The organism is Tistrella sp. (assembly GCF_002684955.1).
Lineage (GTDB): Bacteria > Pseudomonadota > Alphaproteobacteria > Tistrellales > Tistrellaceae > Tistrella > Tistrella mobilis.
In genome coordinates this window covers 29,199-54,481 of the sequence record NZ_NYWI01000061.1, presented here as the reverse complement: position 1 = coordinate 54,481, position 25,283 = coordinate 29,199, and the positions used below count along the sequence as shown (strand labels likewise).

20 protein-coding genes and 1 other RNA gene are annotated in these 25,283 nt (G+C 69.8%); all 21 read right to left on the bottom strand.

Annotated elements, in window-relative coordinates; all coding sequences use genetic code 11:
* Window positions 1–297 precede the first annotated feature (297 nt).
* Entirely contained in the window at window positions 298–1,863 is a 1,566-nt protein-coding gene (gene ftsZ, locus CMO28_RS19415; protein ID WP_062762405.1) for a cell division protein FtsZ, read from the bottom strand.
* An 80-nt stretch (window positions 1,864–1,943) separates the two neighbouring features.
* Window positions 1,944–3,179 (bottom strand): cell division protein FtsA, encoded by a 1,236-nt coding sequence (gene ftsA, locus CMO28_RS19410; protein ID WP_014747835.1) that lies wholly within the window; start codon window positions 3,177–3,179, stop codon window positions 1,944–1,946.
* A gap of 111 nt (window positions 3,180–3,290) precedes the next feature.
* Window positions 3,291–4,235, bottom strand: coding sequence for a cell division protein FtsQ/DivIB (locus tag CMO28_RS19405; RefSeq protein WP_296715940.1), 945 nt, complete (start codon window positions 4,233–4,235; stop codon window positions 3,291–3,293).
* Window positions 4,223–5,137, bottom strand: a complete 915-nt coding sequence (locus tag CMO28_RS19400; RefSeq protein WP_296715939.1) for a D-alanine--D-alanine ligase — start codon at window positions 5,135–5,137, stop codon at window positions 4,223–4,225. Before CMO28_RS19400 ends, CMO28_RS19405 begins: the two co-directional genes overlap by 13 nt.
* Window positions 5,134–6,144, bottom strand: a complete 1,011-nt coding sequence (murB, locus tag CMO28_RS19395) for a UDP-N-acetylmuramate dehydrogenase (RefSeq protein ID WP_082828336.1) — start codon at window positions 6,142–6,144, stop codon at window positions 5,134–5,136. The genes CMO28_RS19400 and murB overlap by 4 nt, the downstream gene beginning before the upstream one ends.
* Complete coding sequence (gene murC, locus CMO28_RS19390) at window positions 6,144–7,568, bottom strand: UDP-N-acetylmuramate--L-alanine ligase (RefSeq protein ID WP_062762410.1); 1,425 nt, start codon at window positions 7,566–7,568, stop codon at window positions 6,144–6,146. The genes murB and murC overlap by 1 nt, the downstream gene beginning before the upstream one ends.
* Complete coding sequence (gene murG / locus CMO28_RS19385; RefSeq protein ID WP_296715938.1) at window positions 7,565–8,788, bottom strand: undecaprenyldiphospho-muramoylpentapeptide beta-N-acetylglucosaminyltransferase; 1,224 nt, start codon at window positions 8,786–8,788, stop codon at window positions 7,565–7,567. Before murG ends, murC begins: the two co-directional genes overlap by 4 nt.
* Window positions 8,785–9,906, bottom strand: a complete 1,122-nt coding sequence (locus CMO28_RS19380) for an FtsW/RodA/SpoVE family cell cycle protein (protein WP_062762412.1) — start codon at window positions 9,904–9,906, stop codon at window positions 8,785–8,787. The genes murG and CMO28_RS19380 overlap by 4 nt, the downstream gene beginning before the upstream one ends.
* Window positions 9,903–11,369: a UDP-N-acetylmuramoyl-L-alanine--D-glutamate ligase gene (murD, locus tag CMO28_RS19375; RefSeq protein ID WP_296715937.1), complete on the bottom strand. Its 1,467-nt coding sequence runs from the start codon at window positions 11,367–11,369 to the stop codon at window positions 9,903–9,905. The genes CMO28_RS19380 and murD overlap by 4 nt, the downstream gene beginning before the upstream one ends.
* A 17-nt stretch (window positions 11,370–11,386) precedes the next feature.
* On the bottom strand, window positions 11,387–12,475 hold the full coding sequence (gene mraY, locus CMO28_RS19370) for a phospho-N-acetylmuramoyl-pentapeptide-transferase (protein ID WP_062762414.1): 1,089 nt from the start codon (window positions 12,473–12,475) through the stop codon (window positions 11,387–11,389).
* A gap of 53 nt (window positions 12,476–12,528) precedes the next feature.
* Window positions 12,529–13,986 carry a UDP-N-acetylmuramoyl-tripeptide--D-alanyl-D-alanine ligase gene (locus CMO28_RS19365; protein ID WP_296715936.1) on the bottom strand — a complete coding sequence of 486 codons (1,458 nt, stop codon included), beginning with the start codon at window positions 13,984–13,986 and terminating at the stop codon, window positions 12,529–12,531.
* Complete coding sequence (locus CMO28_RS19360) at window positions 13,983–15,455, bottom strand: UDP-N-acetylmuramoyl-L-alanyl-D-glutamate--2,6-diaminopimelate ligase (RefSeq protein WP_296715934.1); 1,473 nt, start codon at window positions 15,453–15,455, stop codon at window positions 13,983–13,985. The genes CMO28_RS19365 and CMO28_RS19360 overlap by 4 nt, the downstream gene beginning before the upstream one ends.
* Window positions 15,442–17,337: a peptidoglycan D,D-transpeptidase FtsI family protein gene (locus CMO28_RS19355; protein WP_296715932.1), complete on the bottom strand. Its 1,896-nt coding sequence runs from the start codon at window positions 17,335–17,337 to the stop codon at window positions 15,442–15,444. The genes CMO28_RS19360 and CMO28_RS19355 overlap by 14 nt, the downstream gene beginning before the upstream one ends.
* Window positions 17,334–17,801 carry a cell division protein FtsL gene (gene ftsL / locus CMO28_RS19350; protein WP_296715930.1) on the bottom strand — a complete coding sequence of 156 codons (468 nt, stop codon included), beginning with the start codon at window positions 17,799–17,801 and terminating at the stop codon, window positions 17,334–17,336. The genes CMO28_RS19355 and ftsL overlap by 4 nt, the downstream gene beginning before the upstream one ends.
* Window positions 17,798–18,802: a 16S rRNA (cytosine(1402)-N(4))-methyltransferase RsmH gene (gene rsmH, locus CMO28_RS19345; protein ID WP_296715929.1), complete on the bottom strand. Its 1,005-nt coding sequence runs from the start codon at window positions 18,800–18,802 to the stop codon at window positions 17,798–17,800. Before rsmH ends, ftsL begins: the two co-directional genes overlap by 4 nt.
* Window positions 18,799–19,329, bottom strand: a complete 531-nt coding sequence (locus tag CMO28_RS19340; RefSeq protein WP_296715927.1) for a division/cell wall cluster transcriptional repressor MraZ — start codon at window positions 19,327–19,329, stop codon at window positions 18,799–18,801. Before CMO28_RS19340 ends, rsmH begins: the two co-directional genes overlap by 4 nt.
* A gap of 574 nt (window positions 19,330–19,903) precedes the next feature.
* An RNA gene (rnpB, locus tag CMO28_RS19335) (RNase P RNA component class A) lies at window positions 19,904–20,337 on the bottom strand.
* A gap of 50 nt (window positions 20,338–20,387) precedes the next feature.
* Window positions 20,388–21,179, bottom strand: a complete 792-nt coding sequence (locus tag CMO28_RS19330; RefSeq protein ID WP_062763597.1) for an N-acetylmuramoyl-L-alanine amidase — start codon at window positions 21,177–21,179, stop codon at window positions 20,388–20,390.
* A gap of 22 nt (window positions 21,180–21,201) precedes the next feature.
* The gene (locus tag CMO28_RS19325; protein ID WP_296715923.1) at window positions 21,202–22,128 is read right to left on the bottom strand and encodes a DMT family transporter; all 927 of its coding nucleotides are present in this window, start codon (window positions 22,126–22,128) and stop codon (window positions 21,202–21,204) included.
* Window positions 22,125–23,993 (bottom strand): ABC-F family ATP-binding cassette domain-containing protein, encoded by a 1,869-nt coding sequence (locus CMO28_RS19320; protein ID WP_296715921.1) that lies wholly within the window; start codon window positions 23,991–23,993, stop codon window positions 22,125–22,127. Before CMO28_RS19320 ends, CMO28_RS19325 begins: the two co-directional genes overlap by 4 nt.
* 171 nt (window positions 23,994–24,164) lie before the next feature.
* Complete coding sequence (locus tag CMO28_RS19315) at window positions 24,165–25,202, bottom strand: curculin domain-containing protein (RefSeq protein ID WP_296715919.1); 1,038 nt, start codon at window positions 25,200–25,202, stop codon at window positions 24,165–24,167.
* Window positions 25,203–25,283 lie beyond the last annotated feature (81 nt).

Here is a 25,283-nt window from a genome sequence, read left to right as displayed (position 1 = left end):
AATCACTCTTTGTTACCGATTGTAACAACACCCCTGCATGAAAGCGCCGGCCCTGCATGAAAGCGGCCCCTGCATGAAAACGCCGGCCCGTGCCGCAAGGGCACGAGCCGGCGCCCGCCTGCGCGATGCCGAGCGACCGGACGCGCAAGAGCGTTCGCAACCACCCGCCCCGCCGGCGGAGGCTGCCGGGGGCGGGGCCGGGGGTGGTGCGTTCATGTCGGAGGGACCGGCTGCACGCATGATTGAGCGCGTGCAGCCCCGGGGTCCCCTGGGTGTTCCGCGGCGTCGCCGCAGCCGTCAGTTCGCCTGACGGCGCAGGAAGGCCGGAATTTCCAGCAGGTCGTTCTCCTCGTCGGCCGGCTGCTGACGCGAGGTGGCACCGCCATCGACATGGTCGAGGCGCGGCGCACGCCGCGGCTCTTCCGCCGCCGGACGGGCGGTCGCCTCGCTCTCGCGGCGATGGGCGCCGGTCATGCGCTGCAGGAACGAGAACTTGCGCGGCGCCGCCTCGGTCGCCGGGCGGTCATCGACCACCGCCCGCGCGGGCTGCTGCTCCACCGCGCGCGGTGCCGGCTCCAGCGCCAGCGGCTCTTCGGCCGCTTCGATGCGGGTGGGCTGACGCTCGGGCGCACGCACCGGCTCGGGCGCGATGAAGCTGCCGTCCTCGACCTCGCCGCGGGGCATCTGCGGCTGGGCGCTGCGGCCACCCTCGCTGCGGGCGGTGGTGACCACCGGCGCCGGGCTCTCGACCACGGTCCGGCGGGTACCGCCCGACGCCGCCATCTGCGGCGCCTGCTGCATGGCGGCCGCCTGCTGGTTCTCGTTGCGGGCCTGCGACTGGCCGCGGGCGGCGGCTTCCGCCTCCTGCTCGCGACGGGCGCGCTGGCGGGCGACCTCTTCGGCGTCGATGCCGGTGGCGACCACCGACACGCGCACCGTGCCTTCCAGGCTGGGATCGAAGGTCGAACCGAAGATGATGTGCGCCTCGGGATCGACTTCCTCGCGGATGCGGTTGGCGGCCTCGTCGACCTCGTACAGGGTCATGTCGCCGCCGCCGGTGATGTTGATCAGCACGCCGCGCGCACCCTTCATCGACACGTCGTCGAGCAGCGGGTTCGAGATCGCGGCCTCGGCGGCCTCGATCGCGCGGTTGTCGCCACCGGCCTCGCCGGTGCCCATCATCGCCTTGCCCATCTCGCTCATCACGGTCCGGATGTCGGCGAAGTCCAGGTTGATCAGGCCGGGCATGACCATCAGGTCGGTCACGCCGCGCACGCCGGCATAAAGCACGTCGTCGGCCATCTTGAAGGCGTCGGCGAAGGTCGTGCGCTCGTTGGCGACCCGGAACAGGTTCTGGTTCGGGATCACGATCAGGGTGTCGACATACTTCTGCAGCTCGTCGATGCCCGAATCGGCCAGCCGCATGCGGCGGGTGCCCTCGAAGTGGAAGGGCTTGGTGACCACGCCGACGGTCAGGATGCCCTTCTCACGCGCGATCTGGGCGATGACCGGTGCCGCACCGGTGCCGGTGCCGCCGCCCATGCCGGCGGTGACGAACACCATGTGGCTGCCGTCCAGATATTCGGAGATTTCCTCCATCGTCTCCTGGGCGGCGGCGCGGCCGACCTCGGGACGCGCACCCGCGCCCAGGCCGTGGGTGATCATCTGGCCAAGCTGGATGCGGCGTTCGGCCTGGCTCTGGTTCAGCGCCTGCGCATCGGTGTTGCAGACGATGAACTCCACGCCTTCCAGCTGTGCGTTGATCATGTTGTTGACGGCGTTGCCGCCGGCGCCGCCCACACCGACCACGGTGATCCGCGGGGTCAGCTGCATGCTGTCGGGGATGCTGAGATTAAGGGACATGACGTGTTGCCTCCTGGTCGCTCGGACTTGGATCCGCCCCCGCCGCGATCGCCGACACGGGAGCGGGAAACTTCGGGTCTTCAGAAATTCGACTTCAGCCAGCGGCCCAGCCGGCCGAAGGTGCCGCGGCCAGCATCGGGCCCGGCATCGCGCTCGCCCACCTCGCCCCAATCCGCCACGGCATGGGCGATGAGGCCGGTGACGACCGAGAAGCCGGCGCCGCCGGACTGTTCCAGCTCTCCCGAGGCCGCGATCGGCCGGCCCAGCCGGACCTGACGGCCCAGCACCCGGCCCGCCAGTTCGCGCAGCCCCTGAAGCTGCGACGCCCCACCGGTCAGCACCACGCGCTTGGCACCCACCTCGGCAAGGCCGCTCTTCTCAAGGCGCTCGCGGATCAGCTCCAGCGTCTCCTCCACCCGGGGGCGGACGATGTTCACCAGCAGCGAGCGCGGGACGTTCTGCACGCCGTCGGGTTCACCCACCCGCGGCAGCTCGATCAGTTCGCGGGCATCCGACGGGGTCGCGATCGCCGATCCGTACAGCGTCTTCATCCGCTCGGCATGGACCAGCGGCGTCTCCAGCACCTGGGCGATGTCGCGGGTGACGTGCAGCCCGCCGACGCCGAAACCGTCGACATGGATCAGGCTGCCGTTGAAGAACACCGCCATGGTGGTGGTGCCGCCGCCCATGTCGACCACGGTGGTGCCCATATTGCGCTCGTCCTCCACCAGGCAGGCGAGGCCGGCGGCGAAGGGCGAGGCGACCACCGCCTCGATCTCCAGATGGCAGCGGGCGATGCACAGCTCCAGATTGCGCCACGGGCTCGACTGGGCGGTCACGACATGCATGCTCACCCCCAGCCGCTCGCCATACATGCCGCGCGGATCGCGGATCCCTCCGGCATCGTCGATCGAATGATCGACCGGCAGGGCATGCATCACGGCCCGGTCGTCGCCCAGGAACATGCGCCGGCCTTCGGCATAGATCCGGCGGATATCGGCATCGGCCACCGCATGGCCGGCGATTTCGACCTCCAGATCGATCAGATGGCTGGACATCACGGTCGAGGGCAGCGCCACCACCACCCGCTCGATGGTTTCACCCGCCATCTGTTCGGCCGCATGGACCGCCGCCAGGATCGAGGCCTCGGCCTGGACCATGTCAACGATCATCCCGGCGCGCAGGCCGCGCGCCGCCTGATGGCCGATGCCGCGGACGCGCCAGCGGCCATGGCCGTCACCCTCGGCGATGAAGCACACCACTTTGGTGGTGCCGATGTCGAGTGCCGCAATCAGGCCGCCGCGCCCCTTCGCCATGTTTTCCCACCTTCCCGCTTGCGCGATGCACACTGAGTGGCCCCTGGGGCCGTTCGCAGTCGTCGTTATCGTTGCCGTCGTCGTCTTCGCCGTCGGGCATCCGCCCCGGGGTCAGGCATCGAGCCCGGGGCCGGTCGCGGCCGCGCCCGGCGGCCGCTTGACCTCGGGCTTCATCCGTTCGGTCAGCGCCGCCGCATCGGTCAGACGGACGGCGAACTGGCCGGCGATCCTGAGATCGACCGAGGTGATCGCCTTTTCGAGGATGCCGTGATCGCGCTCCCCCTCGGCCAGCCGCTTCCAGGCCTCGACGGCCCCACGGGCCGGCAGGCGCACCACCACGCCGTCCTTCAGATGCACGTCCCAGCGCCGGCCGCCGACCCGGACCCCCGCCACGAAGCGGTCGGCCAGATCGGGGGCGGTCTCGACCAGGTCCAGCAGCTGCGCCACCAGCTGCGGGGCATCGTCGCCCACCACCACCGGCAGATAGGCGAAGCGGCCGACATCCACGCCTTCGATCAGCGCGCCCTTGCGGTCGACCAGGATGTGGCCGTCGCCGACCTGCCAGAGGGCGGCGGCCTGACGCTCGCGGATGCGGACGTAAAGCGTGTCCGGCCAGCGCCGTTCTATCGAGGCGCGCTCCACCCAGGGCAGCTGTTCCAGCCTGAGGCGCATCTGGTCCAGGTCCAGCGCCAGCATCGGCGTGCCCTGGTCAACAGCCATTGCCCCAAGTACCTGTCCGGGCTTCGTTTCGTACCGCCCTTCCAGATAGATTTCCTTCACGGCCAGCCCCAGATGGCCGGCCTGAACCACCGCAAAGTCATGGACGCCGTCGGCAGCCGCCCCGGCGGTGCCGGACGACCACAGCCACCAGCCGGCGCCGCCGACCAGCGCCAGCACCCCTAGCCTGCGCCCCCAGATGGCCGCGGGCCGCAGCCATTTCGGCCGGCGCCGGCGACGGCGCAAGGCTTCCGCCAGGGCGGCGGCTTCCTCCGCCCCTTCGAAGCCATGGGTCGTGACCCGCTTGACGCGGATGTCTTCGGTGCTCAGGCGTCGCATGCGGCGTGCTCCACCATCCATCTGACCAAAGGCCCGAACGCGATCCCCGCGGCGGCGGCCTGCTCGGGCACCAGCGACAGCGGGGTCATGCCCGGCTGGGGGTTCACCTCCAGCAGGATCAGCCCCTCGGTGCCGGGTCTGGTATCGTCCCAGCGCAGATCCGCGCGGCTGACACCGCGGCAGCCGAGCGCCCGATGGGCCGCCTCGGCGATCTCTTTCGCCCGCACGGCCAGTTCCTCGGGCACGGGCGCCGGCACCAGATGCACGGCGCGGCCGTCGGTGTACTTGGCCTCGTAGTCGTAGAAGTTCTGCACCGGCCGGATCTCGGTCAGCCCCAGCGCCCTGCCGCCCATCACGCCGACCGTCAGCTCGCGGCCGGGGATGTAGCGTTCCACCAGCACCACCGGCCCGTGGGTCCAGCTGCGGTTGCCGAGCGGGGTCTCGCTTTCGTCGCGCACGATCCGCACGCCGACGCTCGACCCCTCCTGGGCGGGCTTCAGCACATAGGGCACCGCCATCGGATGCTCGCGGCCGATCTCGTCGATATGCATCACCCGATCCTCGGCCACCGGCAGGCCGGCGGCGGCGTAGAGCCGCTTGGCGACCGGCTTGTCCATGGCGATGGCGGATGCCAGCAGGCCGGAATGGGTATAGGGCAGCCGCATCAGGTTCATCACGCCCTGCACGCAGCCATCCTCGCCGAAGCGGCCATGCAGGGCGTTGAACACCACATCCGGACGGATCTCGGCCAGCTTCGCGCCAAGATCGGCACCGGCATCGATCTCGGTCACCCGATAGCCCTCGCCGCGCAGCGCCTCGGCACAGGCACGGCCGCTGGTCAGCGAAACCTCGCGTTCCGCCGACATGCCGCCCATCAGTACCGCCACATGCTGCGTGGTCATGCCTTGCTCCCGCTCTCGTCCGTGGTTGCCCCCGGCACCGCACCGGCCGGACGGCCGATGCGGCGGATTTCCCAGGTCAGTTCAATGCCCGAAGCGGCCCGCACCCGCGCACGCACCTCTTCGCCCAGGGCCTCGATCTCGGCGGCCGTGGCACCGCCGGTGTTGATCAGGAAGTTGCAGTGCCGGTCCGACACCTGGGCCGCGCCGATCTTCAGGCCCCGGCAGCCGGCCCGGTCGATCAGCTCCCAGGCCCTGGCCCCTTCCGGGTTGCGGAAGGTGCTGCCGCCGGTCCGGGACCGGACCGGCTGGCTTTCCTCGCGCTGCGCCCGGATCTCGTCCATCCGCGCGCGGATCGCCGCCGGATCGCCCGGCCGGCCACGCAGACGGGCGCCGGTGAAGATCCAGTCCGCCGGTGCCGCCGCGTGGCGATAGCCGAGGCCCAGCGCCCCGGCCGGCACCTCGTGGATGCGCCCGGCCCGGTCGACCGCGGTGGCAGAGACCAGGACATCGGCGATCTCGGCACCATAGGCCCCGGCATTCATCCGCAGCGCGCCGCCGATGGTGCCCGGAATGCCCGACAGGAATTCAAGCCCGGCAAGCCCCGCCCGCTGGGCGATCTCGGCCACGTTCACGTCCAGCGCCCCGGCACCGGCGATCACCTCGGTGCCGTCGACCTCCATGTCGACGAAGCCGCGGCCCAGCCGGACCACGACCCCGGCCACACCGCCATCGCGCACCAGCAGGTTGGAGCCGACACCGATCACGGTGACCGGCACATCGCCTGGCAATGCCGCCAGGAAATCGGCCAGATCCTGCACGCCGGCCGGCTTGAACAGCGCCTCGGCCGGCCCGCCGACCCGGAACCAGGTCACCCGGTCCAGCATCGCGCCATGGCTGATCCGCCCGCGCACCGCCGGCAGGCGACCGGCCAGCGGCAGGGCGGCGGCACCGCCCTCCCCGTCGGCGGCGGCATGCCGGATGGTCTGCGTCAGGGCGGCATCGGTCATCACGCGCCGGCCTCCCCGTCGGCCGCGGCCAGCTCGCGCGGCAGTTTTTCGGCCCAGGCGGTGATGTTGCCGGCGCCCAGGCACACGACCATGTCGCCGCCCGACACCAGCGGCTTCACCACGGCGGCCAGCGTCTCCGGCCCGTCCAGCGCCACCACATGGCGATGGCCGCGGGCGCGCAGCCCCTCGATCAGGGCGTCGCGGTCGATGCCCTCGATCGGGGTCTCGCCCGCCGCATAGACATCGGCCACCACCACGGTGTCGGCGTCGTTGAAGCAGGTGCAGAATTCCTCGAACAGGCTCATCAGCCGGCTGTAGCGGTGCGGCTGGACCACCGCCACCACCTTGTGGTCCTGGGCGACGCCGCGGGCGGCGCGCAGCACCGCCGCGATCTCCACCGGGTGGTGGCCGTAATCGTCGATCACCCGCACGCCGTTCGCCTCGCCGGTGACGGTGAAGCGGCGCTTCACCCCGGCGAAACCGGCCAGCGCCTTGCGCACCGCCTCGTCGGGAATGCCCAGCTCGTCGGCGACGGCGATCGCCGACAGCGCGTTCTGGACATTGTGCGGGCCATGCATGGCCAGATGCAGATCGGGGATCCGCCGTTCCGACCCCGCCCGCCGGTCGCGGATCACCGCGGTGAAGCGGGCACCGTCGACGTCGTGGCGCACGTCCACCGCCCGGATATCGGCCTGCGGGTTGAAGCCGTAGGTCACGATCCGGCGGTCCTGGATCTGGCCGATCAGGGCCTGAACCTCGGCATGGTCGCTGCACAGCACCGCCAGACCGTAGAACGGGATGTTCTCGACGAAGGTCCGGAAGGCCTCGCGCACCGCGGCGAAGCTGCGGTAGTGGTCCAGATGCTCGGGGTCGATATTGGTGACGATGGCGATCGTCGCCGGCAGCTTCAGGAAGCTGCCGTCGCTTTCATCCGCCTCCACCACCATCCACTCGCCCTCGCCCGGGCGGGCATTGGTGCCATAGGCGTTGATGATGCCGCCATTGATCACGGTGGGGTCGATATCGCCGGCATCCAGCACCGCCGCCACCAGAGAGGTGGTGGTGGTCTTGCCATGGGTGCCGCCCACCGCCACCGCGGATTTGAGCCGCATCAGCTCTGCCAGCATCTCGGCGCGACGCACCACCGGCAGGAAGCGCCGGCGCGCCTCGACCAGTTCCGGATTGTCCTGGCGGATCGCCGAGGAGACGACGACCACCGCGGCATTGGCGATGTTCTCGGCCGCATGGCCGATGGCGACGCGCACGCCCTTCGCGCGCAGTCGGCGGACATTCGCGTTCTCTGCGATGTCGCTGCCCTGCACGTCGTAGCCGAGGCCCTGGAGGATCTCGGCGATGCCCGACATGCCGATGCCGCCGATGCCGACGAAATGCAGCGTGCCGATGGTGAGCGGAATGCGCCTCATGCGGTCTCCTCGCGCCCGCCGAACGGCAGCGCGCCGCCCGTCGGGGTCTGGTTGGTCGCGGCGGCCCGAAGGCCACCCTCGGTATCGGCCGGCAGCGCCCGGCCTTCGGCCAGGGCCTCGACCAGATCGGCAAGCCTGGATGCGGCATCGGCCCGGCCGACGCCCAGCGCCGCCTCTGCCATGCGCGCCAGCCGGGCGGGGTCTTCCGCCAGATCGGCGATCGCCCGGGCCAGCGCCTCGGGCGTCGCCGCAGGCTGGGCCATGGCGATCGCGGCACCGGCATCGACCAGCGCGCGGGCATTGGCGGTCTGGTGGTCGTCGATCGCCCCCGGCAGCGGCACCAGCAGCGACGGCCGGCCGGCGGCCGCCAGTTCGGCGACGGTGGAGGCACCGGACCGCGCCACCACCAGATGGGCCGCGGCCAGCCGCGCCGGCATGTCGGCGAAGAAGGGCGCCAGTTCGACCCCGGCGAAGCCCTGGCCGGCCAGCGCCGCCTCGGCGCCGGCCATGTCCTCGGGCCGGACCTGGATCACCAGCCGGGTGCGGGCCTTCAGCGCCGCCGGCAGCAGGGCGGCTGCCCTGGGCAGGGTGGTGCCCAGGAAACGCGCGCCCTGGCTGCCGCCGGTCGAGAACAGTACGAAGTCCGCCCCCGCCGCCGGGGCGGCATAGGGCATGTCGGCGACCGCCGCCACCTCGGCCCGGACGGGGTTGCCGGTCACCCGCACCCGCGGGCGCGCCGCATCCGGCACCGCCCTGGTGTCCGCCACCGACAGCGCCAGCAGCCGCGCCTTACGGCCGAGCAGACGGTTGGCCTGGCCCAGCACCGCATTCTGTTCATGCAGGCCCACCGGCAGCCCGGCGAGCAGCGCCGCCAGCGTCGCCGGCAGGGCGGCGTAAGATCCGAAACCGATCACGGCGGCCGGCGCCAGACGGCGCATCAGGCCGCGGGCCCTGGCCACACCGCGCAGCAGTTCGACGGCGCCCTTGATCCGGCGCCCCATCCCCATGCCCGAAACACCGCCCGCGGGCAACGCATGCACATCCACGCCCTCGGGCATGCGGACATGGGCGACGCCGCGGGCGTCGGTCGCGAAATCGACCGTCCAGCCGCGCCGGATCAGCTCGGCCGCAAGCGCCCGGGCCGGGAAGACATGGCCGCCGGTGCCGCCGGTGGTGACGACGATGCGGCCGCGGGTCGGGAGGGTGCGGAGAGCGGTCATCGCGTGCCCTCCAGATAGCGGCGGCGGGTCAGCGCCAGCATCATGCCGAGCCCGGCCGCGGTCGCGACCAGCGACGAGCCGCCATAAGAGATCAGCGGCAGGGTCATGCCGGTGGTCGGCATCAGATGCACCGCGACGCCCATATTGATGAAGGCCTGCAGACCGAAGCTGCCGAGCAGGCCCGAGACCGCCAGCACCACGAACAGGTCGCGTTCCTGCATCATCCGCATATAGCCGCGCAGGATGATGCCGCCGAAGGCCGCGATCATCAGCAGGCAGGCCAGCGCACCGAATTCCTCGGCGGTGACCGCGAAGATGAAGTCGGTATGGGCGTCGGGCAGCACCGCCTTGACCAGGCCCTCGCCCGGGCCACGGCCGATCAGCCCGCCATTCTGGATCGCCGAAAGCGAGGTCATGATCTGGTAGTTGTCGCCGCTCGACGGATCGAGGAAGCGGTCGATGCGGCTCGCCACGTGGTCGAGCATCAGATAGCCGCCGACCAGGCCGGCCAGGCCGCCGCCGACCACCAGCGCCACCAGGATCCAGGGCAGGCCGGCGACGAAAACCTGGATCGACCAGGTGCCGAGCACCAGCATGGTCATGCCGAAATCGGGCTGGGCGACGATGAAGCCGACCACCGCCACCAGCATGGCGACCGTGACCAGATAGCCGGTCAGATTGCGCCGCACCCGCGCATCGGCCAGGGCCCAGGCGGTGACGATGCAGAAGAAGGGCCGCACGAATTCCGAAGGCTGCAGGGCGATCGGGCCGGCACCGATCCACTGGCGCGCGCCCTTGATCTCGGTGCCGACCACCGGCACCAGGGCCAGCAGCAGCAGGAACAGGCCGAAGCCGATCGCCCCCGCCGACTTCACCTGATCGGGGTTGAGCAGCGACAGGCCGATCATCACCAGCACCGCCGGGATCACGAACAGCGCCTGGCGGATGACGAAATGATAGGTCGGCGCGCCGATGCGGTTGGCGACGGCGGGCGAGGCCGCCATGGTCAGCACGATGCCGGCCAGCACCAGCAGCAGGATCAGCAGCAGGGCGACCCGGTCGACGGTCCACCACCAGCGGGCGACGAGGCTGGTATCGGTACGGGCGAAAGCGATCATGACCGTCCCTCCAGCCGGGCGGCGACCGCGGCACGGAACACGTCGCCGCGATGCTCGAAACTCTTGAACTGGTCGAAGGAGGCACAGGCCGGCGACAGCAGCAGCGCCGTGCCCTCCCCCGCTTGCGGGTCTGCGGCGATATCGGCCAGCGCCTGATCCAGCGCCGCCTCCAGCGTGCCGCTGACCGTCCACCGCACCTCGTCACCGAGCGTGCGCGAGAAGCCCTCGGCGGCCTCGCCGATCAGATAGGCATGGGCGACGCGGTCGAACCACGGCCGGAGCGATGCGATGCCGCCCGCCTTGGCGACCCCGCCCGCAATCCAGTAGATCCGCCGGAAGGCATCCAGCGCCGGGCGGGTGGCCTCGGCATTGGTCGCCTTGCTGTCGTTGACGATCGCAACCGGGCCGACATGGCCCACCGTCTCCAGCCGATGGGCCAGGCCCGGATAGCTGCGGATGCCGGCGGCGATGTCGTCGGGGGCAAGGCCGAGCGCCCGGGCGGCGGCATAGGCGGCGGCGGCATTCTGGCCGTTATGGCGGCCGCGCAGCGTGTCGATACCAGCCAGGCTCATCACCGGCCGGGCGCCGCCGTTCAGGTCGTCGATCAGCCGGAAATCCTCGTCGACCCAGACACCGCCGGCCACCGGACGGGTGGCGGCGATCGGGATCACCCGCAGCCGGCCTTCGGCGGCCAGCGCATCGAAGACCTCGATCGACGGGCCGTCGTCGCAGCCGATCACCGCGGTGGCGCCGGCCCGCTGCTGGTCGAACAGCCGGCGCTTGGCCGCGACATAGCCGGCGAAATCGCCGTGACGGTCGATATGATCGGGGCTGAGGTTCAGCAGCACGCCGACATCGGCCGCAAACCGGCTGGTCAGGTCCAGCTGGTAGGACGACAGCTCCAGCACGTAAAGCTCACCCGCGCCCAGCGCCGGCAGGGCCAGCGGCGCGATGCCCAGATTGCCGCCGACCGCCGCACGCGCCGGTGCGCCCTCGGCGGTGCTGCCGGCGATCCGGCCGATGATATGGCCCAGAAGCGCGGTCGTGGTCGACTTGCCGTTGGTGCCGGTGATGGCGGCATAGCGCGCCTCGCCGCAGGCGGCGAACAGCAGGTCGACATCGCCGGTGATGGCGACATGGGCGGCCCGCGCCCGGCGCACGGTCTCGTGCGGGCGGGGGAAATGCAGCGGCAGGCCGGGGGCGGCCACCAGCAGGTCGACCGTCTTCCAGTCGATGGCATCCGGCGCCAGCACCTCGGCCCCGGCCTCGGCGCCGGCCATGCGGGCCGGCTGGTTGTCGTCCCAGGCGATGACCCGGGCACCGCCGGCCTTCAGCGCGCGGATGGTGGCGAGCCCCGACCGCGCAAGCCCCGCCACGACCACGCACCGCCCCGCAACGCCGGGCACGACCGGGGTCGGCAGCGTGGCATCGGGGATGAGAGCAGAGATCTGGTTCGGGCTCATGGGACGGGCTCGCCTCTTCAGCGCAGCTTGAGGGTGGACAGGCCGATCAGGGCCAGGACGAAGGCGATGATCCAGAAGCGGATCACGATGGTGCTCTCGGCCCAGCCCTTCTTCTCGAAGTGATGGTGCAACGGCGCCATGCGGAAGACGCGCTTGCCGGTCAGCTTGAACGAGGCGACCTGGACCATCACCGAGACGGTCTCCAACACGAACAGCCCGCCGATCACCGCCAGCACCAGTTCATGCTTGGTCACCACGCTGATCGCCCCCAGCGCACCACCCAGCGACAGCGAGCCGGTATCGCCCATGAACACCATGGCCGGCGGGGCGTTGAACCACAGGAAGCCCAGACCGGCGCCCACCAGGGCACCGCAGAGCACCGTCAGCTCACCCGTGCCGGGCACGTAGTGGACCTGCAGGTATTCGGCATAGATCGCGTTGCCCACCAGATAGGCGATGAAGGCGAAGCTCGACGCCGCGATCATCACCGGCACGATGGCCAGGCCGTCGAGCCCGTCGGTGAGGTTCACCGCATTGCTCGACCCGATCATCACGAACACCGCGAAAGGCACGTACAGCAGGCCCAGATCCAGCAGCACGTTCTTCACGAACGGGATGGCAAGACCCGAGGCCTGGTCGTCGAGAGCGATGTACTGCACCCAGACCGCGGCGGCGACGCCGATCAGGGTCTGAAGCAGCAGCTTCATCTTTCCGGGCAGGCCCTTGGGGTTGCGCCGGACGACCTTCAGATAGTCGTCGGCGAAGCCGATCAGGCCGAAGCCCAGCGTCACCATCAGCACGATCCAGACATAGGCGCTGGTCAGGTCCGCCCAGAGCAGGGTGGAGAGGCCGGCACCGGTCAGGATCAGCACGCCGCCCATGGTGGGGGTGCCGCGCTTTTCGATCAGATGCCGCTCGGGGCCGTCGCTGCGGATCGGCTGACCCTCGCGCTGCTTGCGACGCAGCCAGCGGATCAGACTGGGGCCGAGCACGAAGCTGATGAGCAGCGCCGTGATCAAAGCGCCGCCCGTCCGGAACGTCAGGTACCGGAAGACGTTCAGGAAGCTCAGATCGCTCGAAAGCGGATAGAGCAGATTGAAAAGCATGCGTGCTCCAAAACCGTGTCGGCCACCGGCAGCCCTGCCGGTGCCGCGGCCCGTTAACCCTTGTCCGTATCCGTGTCCGCAGGCCGGGCGCCCGCAGCCTTCAGGGCCGCGATCACCCGTTCCATGCGCATGCCGCGCGACCCTTTGACCAGCACCACATCCCCCGGAGCGACGCCCCGGACGACGGCAGGTGCCAGATCTTCCGACGTGCCGGCATGGCCGCCCCGACGATCGGGATCGAGCCCGTCGTGGAGATGCATCATGGCCGGCCCGGCGGTGTAGACGACCGCCACCCCCGCGTCAACGAGGGGAGCTGTGAGTTCTCGATGAAGACGCTCGGCGTGATCGCCCAGCTCCAGCATGTCGCCCAGAACCGCCACCAGCCGGCCGCCTTCGGCCCGGGCCAGATCGGCCCCGAGCGCGATCGCCGCCCGCATCGATTCCGGGTTGGCGTTGTAAGTTTCGTCGATGACCAGCAGCCCGCCGCCGGCTGTCGGGATGCGGATCTGGGTGCCGCGGCCTTCGGGCGCTTCCAGCGCCGCCAGCGCCGCCGCCCCCGGGCCCGGCTCCAGCCCCAGCCCGTGCAGCACGCCCAGCACCGCCAGCGCGTTTTCCACCCAATGGGCGCCGGGCACGCCGATCACGAAATCCACCGGCCGGCCGGCCACCTCGGCCGCGACCGCCGTGCCGCCACCCGCCGGCGTCGCCTTGATCAGGCGGATCATGGCGCGTTGGGCACCATGGCGGCTGGCGGCGAAATCGACGATGCGGGTCGCGGGATGGCCCAGCAGCACCGCCGCGGCCAGCCGGTCGAAATGCCGGTTGTCGCGGTTCAGCACCGCCACGCCGTCGGCTTCCAGCCCGTTGAAGATCTCGGCCTTGGCGTCGGCGATCTCTTCCTCGTTGCGGAAATTGCCGAGATGCGCCGGCGCCACCTTGGTGACCAGCGCCACATGCGGCCGGGCAAGGCGCGAGAGCGCGTCGATCTCGCCCGCATGGTTCATGCCCAGCTCCAGCACCGCATAATCGGCATCGGCCGGCATCCGCGCCAGCGACAGCGGCACGCCCCAATGATTGTTGAAGCTGCGCAGGCTTTGATGGACCACCCCATAGGCGCCGAGCGCGCGGGCAATGGCGCCGCGGGTGCCGGTCTTGCCGACACTGCCGGTCACCGCGACCACCCGGCCGCCGAACCGCGCGCGGGCAGCCGCACCCAGCGCCTGCAGGGCGGCCATGGTGTCGCCCACCCGGATCAGTTTTGCGGCCGCATCGGCGGGCAGACCTTCGGGCACCCGGTGGACCAGGGCTGCGGCCGCGCCATTGACCAGCGCCGCCGACAGATAGTCGTGGCCGTCATTGGTGTCGCCCAGAAGCGCCACGAACAGATCGCCGGGCCGCACCTCGCGGCTGTCGATCGCGACACCCGAGATGGCGGCATCGGCACCCGAAACGGAACCGCCGGTTGCTGTGGCGACCGCCGCGATCGTCCAGAGAGGCCGGTTGCCGGTCATGCCGCCCCTCCCCCGATCACCATACCGCCATGGGACCGAAGCGCCGCGCGCGCAACCTCGCGGTCGTCGAAGGGCAGCACCCGGTCGCCGATCTTCTGGCCGGTCTCGTGGCCCTTGCCGGCGATCACCAGCACGTCGCCGGCCCCCAGGCCGGCAATCGCGGCATCGATCGCCGCCGCCCGGTCGCCGATCTCGACCAGGCCGGGACCGGCCGCCAGGATCTCGGCGCGGATCGCGGCCGGGTCCTCGCTGCGCGGATTGTCGTCGGTGACGATGGCATGGTCTGCCTCGCGGAGCGCGATCCGGCCCATCGCCGGGCGCTTGGTGCGGTCGCGATCGCCGCCGCAGCCGAACACCGTCACCACCCGGTCATGGGCATGGGGGCGCACCGCCTTCAGCACCGTCTCCAGCGCATCGGGGGTGTGGGCGTAATCGACCAGAACCGGCGCGCCGGCGGCACTGGTGCCGACCTGCTCCATCCGGCCCGGCACCGCCTTCAGATAGGGCAGCGCCGCCACCACCGCTTCGGGGGATGCGCCGCAGCCGATGGCGAGCCCCATGGCGGCCAGCACGTTGTGCGCCTGGAAGCTGCCGGTCAGGCCCAGGCCGAATTCATGGCGCTGGCCGCGATATTCGATCGCCACATGCAGCCCGCCGCCGGCCATCGGCTCCACCGAAACCAGGCGCAGAACACGGGCCTTGCGGCCGTAATCGATCACCGCCAGCGGCCGCTTCAGCGCCGCGCGGACAAAATGGTCGTAATGGCTGCTGTCGGCATTGATCACCGCATAGCCGGCCGGCGCCGCGATCTCGGCGAACAGCTTCAGCTTGGCGTCGCGATAGGCCTCGATCGTGCCGTGATAGTCCAGATGGTCGTGGGTCAGGTTGGTGAAGGCGACCGCGACCGGCGCGATCCCGTCCAGCCGATGCTGATCCAGTCCGTGGCTGGAGGCTTCCATCGCCAGATGCCCCACCCCGGCCCGCGCCGCCTGATCCAGCAGGCGATGCAGGGCCACCGGGTCGACCGTGGTCAGCCCCGGCGCCGCCAGATCGCCCGGCCCGTCATATCCCAGCGTGCCGAGACTGGCGGCGGCCAGTCCCAGCCGCACCCAGATCTGACGGGTGAAGGCCACCACGGAGCTTTTGCCGTTGGTGCCGGTCGCCGCCGCGATCACGCCCGGACGCTTGGGATAGAAGCGGCTGGCCATGCGGGCGAGCGCGCCACGCACCTCTCCGGTCTCGACCAGCGCCACACCGGCCGGCACCACCGTACCCGTGGGGGCGAGCACCGCCACGGCCCCCGCCGCCACGGCTTCGGGAATGAAGTCACGCCCGTCGCGCACCGTGCCCGGGATGGCGGCGAAGAGCATGCCCGGCCGCACGGCGCGGCTGTCGGAGGTGATGCCCGTGATCCGGGTATCACCGCCGATCGCGGTCGCATCGCGGTCGATCAGCTCAATAAGCCGCATTCGTCACCTCGGTATCCGACTGGGGGAGATCGGCGGCGACGGAGGCTTCGTCTTCGTCACCGACCAGGGCATAGCGCAGATCGTCTTTGCGGTCCTGCGGCAGCACCGGCATGGGATTGGGGCTGCCATCGATCGACATCGGCCGCACGCCCAGGATCGGCGCGATCCGGCGGATCAGCTCTCCTGCGGTCGGGGCGGCGTTCCAGCCCGAGGTCGCATAGCCATAGGTCTTGGGCGTGGGCTTGGGCTCGTCGAGCGTGACCAGCACCACATAGCGTGGATCCTGCATGGGGAAACCGCCCAGGAACGAGGTCAGCAGCGCCTTGCGCCGATAGCCGCCGGCGCCGGCCTTCTCGGCCGTGCCCGTCTTGCCGCCCACCAGGTAGCCCGGCACCTGCGCCTTCCTTGCGGTACCCTCCTGGACGACGCCGACCATCATCTTGCGCACCAGGGCGGTGACCTGCTCGTTGATGATCTGCTCGCGCACCACACGCTCGCCCGGCTGATGTTTGATCAGCGTCGCCGGCACCTTGTAGCCGCCATTCATCAGCGCGGCCATCCCGCCCACGGCCTGAAGCGGGCTGACCGCGGCACCATGGCCGAAGCCGATGGTCATGACGTTGACCTCGCGCCACGGATGGGGCGCCTGGGGCAGGCCCACCTCCGGCAGCTCGATCCGGGCCGGGGTCAGGAAGCCGAAGCGGCGCATATAGTCCTGCTGCCGGGTGGCGCCCACCGCCAGCGCCATCTTGGCGGCGCCGATATTGGACGAATAGAGCATGATCTCGGGCACGCTCAGCCAGCGCCGCTGGGGATGGGAGTCGCGGATGGTGAAGCGGCCGATCTTGATCGGGTCGGTGGCATCGAAGCCGCCATCGATCTTGACCACGCCCGCATCCAGCGCCTCCGCCGCGGTGAAGGCCTTGAAGATCGAGCCCATTTCATAGACGCCAAGCGTCGCCCGGTTGAACATCGCCGGGTCTTCGGGATTGACCGGCGCATTCGGGTCGAAATCGGGCAGCGAGACCATGGCCAGGATCTCGCCGTTGTGTGCATCCATCACGATGCCGGTCGCACCGATCGTCTGGAATTCCTGCATCGCATCGCGCAGCACGTCGCGCAGCACCTGCTGAACGCGGATATCGAGCGAGGTGACCAGCGGCCCGCGGCCGGTTTCGGCGCGTTCCCGCAGCGTGCGGTCCAGCCCCTGTTCCAGCCCGCCGCGGCCGGTGTTGTCGATATTGGTGAAGCCGATGACATGAGAGGTCAGCCGCCCCTGGGGATAGATCCGGCGCTGCTCGCGCTGGAAATAGAGCCCGGGGATGCCGAGGGCGTTGATCTCGTATTGCTGTTCGGGCTTCAGACCGCGCTGGATCCAGACGAAACGCCGGTCGCCCGACAGCTGGGCGATCAGATCGGTCTGGTTCAGATGCGGCAGCACCGTGCGCAGCTTGACCGCCGCCTCCACCGGATCCAGCACCAGCTTGGGATCGGCATAAAGCGAGGCGGTGATGAGGTTGGAGGCCAGCAGCACCCCGTTGCGGTCGGTGATGTCGGCGCGGTCCAGCACCAGCTGCGGCGGCGGCGCGCCACGGGCGACCCGGGGCTCGCCGCCTTCATGCAGCACGCCCACCGCGATCAGCTTGATCGAGAGCGCGATGAAGGCGAGCGCGAAGAAGGCCGCGGTGAACAGCACCCGGTTGCGGCCGGTCTCAAGCGCCTGCTTCACATTGCCGTCGAGCTTGACCGCCCGGGCGACGCCAAGCCGCACCCGGCGGGCGCGCGGCAGCGGCACGCGCGGCTTGCGCGGCGCCTCGGGCGCCGTGTTCTCGGGGTGGCCGCGATCGTCGCGGCGGGGACCGAAGCGGTCGTCGCGGGTCATCGCGCCCCCCCTGTCAGCACCACGCCGCCCTGATCGAGAACACTGTCCACGGCCGCATCGATGGAGGATCGCGGCGCCGGCTGTGCCGCGGCCACGGTCGTATCGCGCGGCGCCGGCACATGGTCGACCAGCGGCCACGAGGCCGGCGGCGTGCCGGGCTTGGATTTCGGCCGGGGCTCGGTCTCGGAGCGCGGCAGCGGCAGAGAGGCCAGGCTCACCAGCTGGCGCCCCTCGAGCGGCTTGATCTCCAGATATTCACCCGCCAGCCGCTCCAGCCGCTCGGGATTGTTCAGATAGGCCCATTCGGCCTTGAGCACATGGATCGCCTCCTGCTCGCGCAGCAGCTCGGCATTGCGCGCGACATAGGCATCCTCCAGGCTCGCGACCCGGTACTTCACCCAGAACAGACCGGCCGCGATCGCGGCGGTGCAGCCCAGAAGCAGGACGGTGCCGGGACGGATCATCGGGCAGGCTCCCTGAACAGGCCCTGGGCATCGGCGGGGGCATCCCAGGCGGCGGCATCGGTGCGCCGGGCGGCACGCAGCTTGGCGGAGCGGGCCCGCGGATTGGCGGCGGTCTCGGCCTCGCCCGCCACGATCGGCCGGGTGCCGGCAATGGCGAAGCTGGGGGCCGTGCGGTCACGATCGGCCACGATCGCGACATGGCGCGACGGGTTGGCGCCGCGGCCGGCCCGCGCGGTCAGGAACCGCTTCACCAGCCGGTCTTCCAGGCTGTGGAAGGTGACCGCCGCCAGACGGCCGCCGGGCTTCAGCCGGCGCTCGGCCGCCACCAGCCCGCGCAGGATCTCGCCCAGCTCGTCGTTCACATGGATGCGGATGGCCTGGAAGCTGCGGGTCGCGGGGTCGATCTGGTCGCGGCCGCGCGGCGGCAGGGCGGAACGCACCGCCTCGGACAGCGCCGCCGTGGTCTCGAACGGCCGGCCGCGGGTGATCGCCCGCGCCACCCGGCGCGAAGCCCGCTCCTCGCCATAGATCCAGATCACGTCGGCGATCTCGCGCTCTTCGGCGGTGTTCACGAAATCGGCGGCGCTCATGCCCGCCCGCTCCATGCGCATGTCGAGCGGCCCGTCATGGCGGAAGGAAAAGCCGCGCTCCGCCTGATCCAGCTGCATGGACGACACGCCGAAATCGAAGGCGACCACGTCGACCATCGGCTCGCCTGCGGCATCGAGCAGCGCCTCCATGTCGCCGAACCGGCCCTGCAGAAAGCGGAAGCGGCCGCCGCTTTCGGCCTCCAGCGCCCGGCCGGCCTCCGCCGCGGTCGGGTCGCGGTCGATGCCGTAGACCCGGGCGGCGCCGGCCGCCAGATAGCCGCGGGAATAGCCGCCGGCCCCGAAGGTCGCATCGACCACCACCGCGCCCTCGACGGGGGCGGAGGCGGCCAGCACCTCGGGCAGCAGCACGGAAACATGGGGAGCGGTGGTCGCGGACATGGACATGATCATGCGCCCTCCCCGCCATCGGAGGAGTCGGCCGCGGCCGATGCGGGAGCGGGGGCAGGCCGGGTGATCGCAGGCGCGCGCGTGGGATCGAGCCGCAGCCGGCCGCGATTGGCCAGCGCCAGCTCGCGCGCCGCCGCCTGATGCTCGGCGAAACGCTCCGGCTGCCACAGCTCGAAGGTACGGCCCTTGCCCACGAAGATCACCTTGTCTTCCAGCCCCGCGATCTCCATCGGCCGCTTCGACAGCACCACACGGCCTTCGGTATCGAAGGGCAGCTGCTGGCATTCGGCGAGGATGGCGGTCGCGAAGGCGTCACGCTCTTCCGAGAACGGATCGAACGTCTCGATACTTTCCGACAATTGAAGGATACGATCGTAGCCAGAGGCTTCGACCGCCGGATTGATGAACGACGGATAGGCGACGATACCCTTGAACTCCTGGTTGCCAAGAGCAGCACGGAACTGAGGGGGCACCGACACGCGAGCCTTCTTGTCGATCGGCTTTTCGAATGTCGACAGGAACAGCGCCACCCGGCGAACTCCTCGAGACCACTCTGCTCCGGAGGGACCGGAGCCCTGCTGGCGTTGCCCTCCATGGCTGGCCGGTCCGATCGCCTGGGGCGATCTTTCAGGCCAGGCCCCGAAATCTGGACCAGGACTTTCCGAAGCGGACCCCTCTGCCCTGGCGCCCGTTTCCGCCCGCCGCTCTGGAGCGGATTGGGAGGAGGTGGGCAAACCTGGGAATTTTTGGATCCTTGAGCCGAAGGTATCGAATGGCCCTTAGGGGGTCAAGCGGACATTCCGCTGGAAGTCCTTGAAAATTCTTCGATGAAACAGATGCTTGGCAAATGCTGCGCACATATATCAGGAACAGGGCCCAGGGCCTTGAAATCACGGGACAGTGTTCGATCAACCGTGAACAAAACGTGAACTTATGAATCCTTGCAGGATGCAACAGTGGCAGCGTCGCCCAGCATAGAGCGGGAGAGCACCCTCTCCCAGATTTTCCCAAAAATGATTCAGCCGTCCCATCCCTGCCCAAGGCCGGGACCGGCAGCCGCATGTGCGCGCCTGCGTGCGCACATATGGGAGAGGATGGGATAAGGGGGTCAGACGGCCTGTAAGCCGGGTTCTGTCCACACCCCGAAGGGGCGCTGGATGACCATTCCTCTGGGACGCCCGTCGCCGGACGCCTCTCGCGACCAACCCGAACCGCCAGGCCGGAAACAGGCCCTGCCGCAACCGAAGGTTTCGATCCGGCACGCGGTTCCTATTCGGTCTTGCTCCCGGTGGGGTTTACCATGCCGCCCCCGTTGCCGGGGGCGCGGTGCGCTCTTACCGCACCCTTTCACCCTTGCCCGGCACGCACAGGCAACCCGAAGGTTTCATGTCCGCCGGCCGGGCGGTCTGCTCTCTGTGGCACTTTCCCTGGGGTCGCCCCCGCCGGGCGTTACCCGGCACCGTGTTTCCGTGGAGCCCGGACTTTCCTCCCCGCCATCCGCCCGAAGGCGCCGGCAGGGCGGCCATCCGGCCGTCTGAACCCGGCGCCACCATGCAGCAGCGCCCCCGGCCGGTCAAGAACAGGCTGCTCAGTCTGCGCGCGGATCCCGGGCGAACAGCTGCTCCACCGCGAAGATCATCTGGGCGGTATCGGGCCCGCAGATGCCGCCGGCCAGCCCCAGGAAGCGCGACTGGAAGGCGTGGACCACCGATCGGGTGACGAGATCATAGATGCCGTCGACCTGGATCCGGTAGCCGATCGCCGCCAGCGCCCGCTGGATGTCGGTGACGGCCTGGCCGGTATCGCCTTCGCCAAGCGTCAGGCCCATCTCCCCCGGCACCGGCCGGTTGGCCGGCATCAGCGCCAGCCCTTTCGCCGCCAGCCGGTACCAGTCGAACCGCTCGCCCGGATCGTATTTGCGGGAGGGTGCGATGTCGGAATGCCCCACCACCCGGGCCGGCGCGATGTCGTGGCGGGCCAGAATGCCGCCCAGCAGCGCCTCCACCGCCTGCATCTGCGGCTCCGGAAAGTCGCGATAGCCCCATTCATGGCCGGGATTGACGATTTCGATGCCGATCGAGACGTCGTTCAGCCGCTCGCGCCCGCGCCACCACGATACGCCGGCATGCCAGGCGCGGCGGTCTTCCGGCACCATGCGGGTGATGCGGCCGTCTTCTTCCACCACCCAATGGGCGCTGACCCGCGAGGCCGGGTCGGCCAGCCAGTCGATGGCGACCTCGGCCGTGGGCATGCCGGTATAGTGCAGCACCACCATGTCGGGCCGCGCCCCGTCGGGCCGCGCATCGTGATTGGGCGAAGGCCGGTCGGCCAGCGGGAAGCGGGCGAGTTCGGGAAAATGGTCGGCGATTTGGGCAGACATGGGACGGAACCCCCGATCGGGATCAGCGCAGCCGCCTGAGCGGCCCTGGCAGACGACGAAGCTGGACCACGGCAACCCCTGAGACGATGAACACCCCGCCCAGCATCTCCATAAGCCCCATGGTCTCGCCCATCAGCAGCACGCCGGCCAGCACGCCGCAGACCGGCCCCAGCAGCATGTAGATCGTGACCTGGCCCACGGAATAGCGGCCGAGCAGGAAATACCAGGCGCCATAGGCGATCAGCGAGGCGCCGCCTAGGATATAGGCCAGCGCCACCACCGTCGCCCAGTCCAGATTGGCCAGCGCATCCCGCTGCCCGTCTTCGAACAGGAAGGACAGGATCAGCAGCGGCCCGACACAGAACGGGCCGAGCCAGGCATTCAGCATCTGCGGCGACAGCGCGCCATGCCGGCCCAGCTGCTTGATCTGGACATTGGCATAGGCCCAGAGCCCGCCGGCCATCAGCCCCACCGCCAGCCCGTCGAGCCGGGTCAGCACCTTGGGATCGCCCGCCACCAGCGCCACGCCGATCATGCCCAGCGCCAGACCCGCGATGTGGCGCTTCGTCAGCCTCTCTCCCAACACCGCCCAGGCGCAGACGGCGGCGAAGGGCACCTCGATCTGGATCGCGACCGACATGGTCGAGGCATCGACACCCAGCGACAGCGCCACGAACATCAGCCCGAAATGCCCGACGCCGAGCGTCAGACCGATGCCCGCCAGCAAAGGCAGCTGGCTGCGCCGCGGCCAGGGCAGGAAGGGCGCCAGAATCAGGAACAGCACGCCGAAGCGCAGCGCCACCAGAAACAGCGGCGGCACGGTCGCGGTCGCGATCTTGACCGCGACGAAATTGCCGCCCCAGATCGCCACCACCAGCAGCGCCAGCAACACATGGCCGGGCGTCATCGGCGTGATGGCCGGTGCCGGAACAGACATCGTGCGGCTCACGGCCGGGCCTTCGCGGCGGCGATGGCCTCGCGCTTCTCTTCCAGTTCCAGCCAGCGTTCCTCGGCCGCGTCCAGCTCGGCGCGCGCGGCGGCGGTGCGTTCGGCAGCCGCCTGGGCGGCGGCGGGATCGCGGGCATAGAGGCCGGGATCGGCCATCGTCTCGGCCAGTTTCGCGATCTCGGCTTCCAGTTTCTCCATGGTCTTCGGCAGCAGGTCCAGCTCTCGCGCTTCCTTGAAGGTCAGCTTCTGCGGCGCCTGGACGCGGGGCTTCTCCTGGGGTTTCGCCTCGGCCCTGCGGGCCGCCGCCTCCACCCGTCCGGCCTCGCGCGCCGCCTCGGCGGCCTTGTGGCGCTGGGTGTCGGCATCACTCCAGCCGCCGGCATATTCGGTGATCACGCCATCGCCATCGACCGCAATCACCGAGGTCGCCAGCCGGTCGAGGAAGGCACGGTCATGGCTGATCAGCAGCACCGTGCCGTCATACTGGTCGAGCACGTCTTCCAGCAGCTCCAGCGTGTCGAGGTCGAGATCGTTGGTCGGCTCGTCCATGACCAGCAGGTTGCAGGGCTTCAGGAACAGCTTGGCCAGCAGCAGGCGGTTGCGCTCACCGCCCGACAGCGCCTTGACCTTCTGCCGGGCCTGGCCCTCGTCGAACAGGAAGTCGCGCAGATAGGCCACCACATGGCGCGGCTGGCCGCGCACCACCACCTGGTCGCCGCCGCCATCGGCCAGCGTGTCCCAGAGCGTCGCCTCGGGATCGAGTGCGGCGCGGTGCTGGTCGAAATAGGCGATCTCCAGATTGGTGCCGAGCCGCACCTCGCCCTGATCGGGCTGAAGCTCACCGATCAGCATCTTGACCAGCGTGGTCTTGCCGGCGCCGTTGCGGCCGATGATGCCCACCCGGGCGCCGCGCATGATCCGGGTCGAAAACCCGTCGGCCACCGTGATCGGCCCCGAGGGCGTATCGAAATGCTTGACCAGGTTCTCGGCCTCGATCACCAGCCGGCCGCTGGTATCGGCGGTGGCGACCGCGATGCCGGCACGGGCGCGGGTGCGCTCGATATCCTGGCGTTCGGTCGCAAGCGTTGCACGCAGTTCGTGCACGGCGCGGGCGCGGCGCTCGTTGCGCTTGCGCCGGGCGGTCAACCCTTCGTTCAGCCACAGGGTCTCGCGGGCCAGTTTGTCGGCCATCTTTGCCAGACGCTGATCCTCTTCGGCGCGCAGATCCTCGATCTGGGTCTCGAAGGCCTGATAGCCCATGTCGTAGCGGGTCAGCCGGCGCCGGTAGAGCCAGGCGACCGATCCGGCCACCCGCTCCAGGAAGGCGCGGTCATGGCTGATCACCACCAGCCCGCCGCGGAAGCGCTGCAGCTCGCCTTCCAGCCATTCGATGGTCGGCAGGTCCATATGGTTGGTCGGCTCGTCCAGCATCAGCAGCTCGGGCTCGATCGCCAGCGCCCGCGCCAGCGCCGCCCGGCGCCGGGTGCCGCCCGACAGCTCGCTCATCTGCCGTTCGGGATCCAGCGACAACGGCACCGCCACCTGATCGACCCGGTAATGCCGGTCGCCCTGCCCCGCCTCGACCAGCCCCTCTTCTATATAGGCCCGCACGGTGGTGCCGGCGGGGGTCTGCGGATCCTGGGCCATATAGGCGGCGCGCAGGCCCGGCCGCCGGGCGATCTCGCCGCCATCGGGCTCGATCAGCCCGCCCATGATCCGGAGCATGGTCGACTTGCCGGCACCGTTGCGCCCGACCAGCGCGATCCGGTCGCCGGCCGAGACGGCGATGGTCGCCTCCTCGATCAGGTCGCCGCCACCACCCAGGGTGACGCGGATGCCGGTGAGGGAGATGAGCGGTGCGGACATGGGATGACGGGCTTCCGGGCAAAAGACGGTGATCGCGGCATGGCCGCTGGAGATGCGTGGCGAGGCGGCCGCAGGATGCGACGGACGCCCCGCCGGTTCAAGGCCCGCCTGCGCATGGCGCGCCTGCAACACCGTACCATCACCCGAAAGATCTGCTGGAAGGACGCCGGCTCAGAAGCGATGGAGCGGGCCGCCATGTCGGCTGGACCAGACGGCCCTGCCATCGGGCTCGTACAGACAGAGATTGCCGTCATCCTGCATGACCAGCGTGCGTCCCGGTCGGTTCAGGTCGATGGCGGGGTCGTGAAGCGCCATGATCGGGGCCGCCTGATCGTCATAGATCACCAGATTGCCGTCATCCTGGACAGCCAGTGCGCCCGGCCTGCGGGTATTGGACCAGCTCCCCGAGGCCCATTCGACCTCCTGCCGGATGGGCTTGTCCCGCCGGTACACCACCGCATGGCAATCCTCCTGGAAGACGAAATCGTAGTCGCCATCGGGAGAACACAGGCTCTCACCCGGCAGCAGCGCCTGACCGGCGACCAGACGATCGGATCGCCCGAAACGGTACCAGCCGGCACCCGGATCGGCCTTGAACAGATCTGCACCATATTGCTGCCGTGTGATCAGATTCCGCCCCACGATCCAGGAGTAGTCCGTATTGGTATGGAACATGGCCCGTCGGCTGAACGAGGCATCGGTGATGAACAGGCTGATGGTGGATCCGCCGGTGACGTTCGCCCAGCCCGTCGGTCCCAGATAGGAGAGCGGGTTCCAAAGCCCGGTGTCCAGGACCCTGACCGACTGTTTGGGGGCGATCCTGAGGGCGTTTTCGTCGAAGAAGGTCTTCACCGTCGCGATCTCCGCCGCCGCCTTGGTGCGACGTTCTCGCTCCTGGATCGTCAGATTGGTGCCCTTGACCCATTTATAGGCCTGGCTGCCGGCGGAGGCCACCTCGCGCAGCGGGGCCGAGACCCGCCAGATGGTCTGCAGCAACGAGACCAGCCTTTGCAGCCGGCTCAGATTGTTGACGGCAGTGGCGGCCGTCGCCGCACCGGCACCGGCGCCGAGCCCGGCTGTCGCCACGGTGATCAGCACCCCCATCGCAACGCCGCTCAGGATTTCGCCGAAGACGTAATCCTTGTTGGGCGACACGATCACGTATATCGGCTCGTCCAGCGTGTTGGTGATGTGGATCGCATGCGCCATGACACCTCCTTCTCCGGAAAATACATAGAGAATCCCGCGGCCTCCGCCACAGATTTCCGGAAGTTTACGGCACGTCACGTG